Here is a 1,139-nt window from a genome sequence, read left to right on the forward strand (position 1 = left end):
ACCAGCGCTCCAGCGTGATCTGCGCTGAGAATCAGTAGGTTAGGAATTGTTCAGGGCGAACCAGTTAGCGCCGAGGTGTCGAGGAAGGGCCATGTCTGAGACCACCATGCCGTCCACCAGCACCACGTCGCCCTGCCGGATCAGCAGCCAGTCGCCCGGCGCAATCTCTTTGAGGGGCACCTCATCCAAGGGGAATGCGCCTGTTCGATAGAAGGCGCTGGTGCAAGCTAGCCGGCCGGCGCGACATTGGCGCGCTTCCTGGGCAGGGACGCCGCACGAAAGGAAATCACAGGTACCTCGATCTTCTGGAATGCGCCTTGCGCCTTTGGAAACGTCTGAGCAATCAGTCTCAGGTCTTCCGCCGTTTTGCCGTCGACGAGGATTTCTTCGCACGAGACGCAGTGCAGCGCCGCTATATGTTCGATCACGCAGAGACGCCCTTTGCTCCAGATCGACGTCGTGGTCTCACAGGCGATGAGGGTTTGGCTACCGCAACGCGGACAAGACTTGTCGGGGGTGTCATTGACGTTCGATACATTGATATAGGGCATACGCTCGTTTCCTTTTGGTGGGGCGAGGCTTTTATGGTCGGGCGGTCTCGTTCTCCGGTCCAAAGAGCCGGGCCAGGCATTCGGGGAGCGGGCCCAAAAAGGCCCCGGCAGCGGGTTTTTGGGACAGGGCTGTCGGGGTCGGTGTACGCTTCTAGGGCAGAGGCGTAGGGACAGGAATTACAGGGTCAGCGTCAGGCGGTGGTCTTGACCTCCACCTTGCGTTCCTTCTGTTTCGCCTCGGGCGACTTCGGCAGCGTCACCGTGAGCACACCATTGGCGAAATCTGCCTTCACGGCATCGGCATCGACTCCGGTCGGCAGGGAAAGGGTTCGCTGGAACTCGCCGTAGCGGCGTTCGCTGACGAGGTAGTCCTCCTTCTCTTCCTTTTTCTCTTCCGATTTCTCGCCGCGAATAGTGATTGTGCCGTCGCTCAGCTTGATGTCGATGTTCTCTAGTTCGCCCTGAACAACTCCCAACCTGCTGATTTCCGGCGCAGATCATGCTGAAACGCTGGCGGTGAATTGCAGGGTTTCGTATCATGGAATTCGAAACCTTGCAGATTTCCGGAGCCCCCGATGAAGCCCCATC

3 protein-coding genes are annotated in these 1,139 nt (G+C 58.9%); all 3 read right to left on the reverse strand.

Annotated elements, in window-relative coordinates; translation table 11 throughout:
* Positions 1-39 precede the first annotated feature (39 nt).
* The 3 genes from DDE13_RS23145 to DDE13_RS22450 all read right to left on the reverse strand — a co-directional run bounded on the left by DDE13_RS23145 (position 40) and on the right by DDE13_RS22450 (position 1,027).
* Entirely contained in the window at positions 40-180 is a 141-nt protein-coding gene (locus DDE13_RS23145) for a hypothetical protein (RefSeq protein WP_162631203.1), read from the reverse strand.
* A 47-nt stretch (positions 181-227) separates the two neighbouring features.
* Positions 228-551, reverse strand: coding sequence for a YgiT-type zinc finger protein (locus DDE13_RS22445; protein ID WP_111406398.1), 324 nt, complete (start codon positions 549-551; stop codon positions 228-230).
* A gap of 191 nt (positions 552-742) precedes the next feature.
* On the reverse strand, positions 743-1,027 hold the full coding sequence (locus tag DDE13_RS22450; protein ID WP_235868826.1) for an Hsp20/alpha crystallin family protein: 285 nt from the start codon (positions 1,025-1,027) through the stop codon (positions 743-745).
* Positions 1,028-1,139 lie beyond the last annotated feature (112 nt).

It is taken from the genome of Meridianimarinicoccus zhengii, from assembly GCF_003254465.1.
Classification (GTDB): Bacteria; Pseudomonadota; Alphaproteobacteria; order Rhodobacterales; family Rhodobacteraceae; genus Meridianimarinicoccus; species Meridianimarinicoccus zhengii.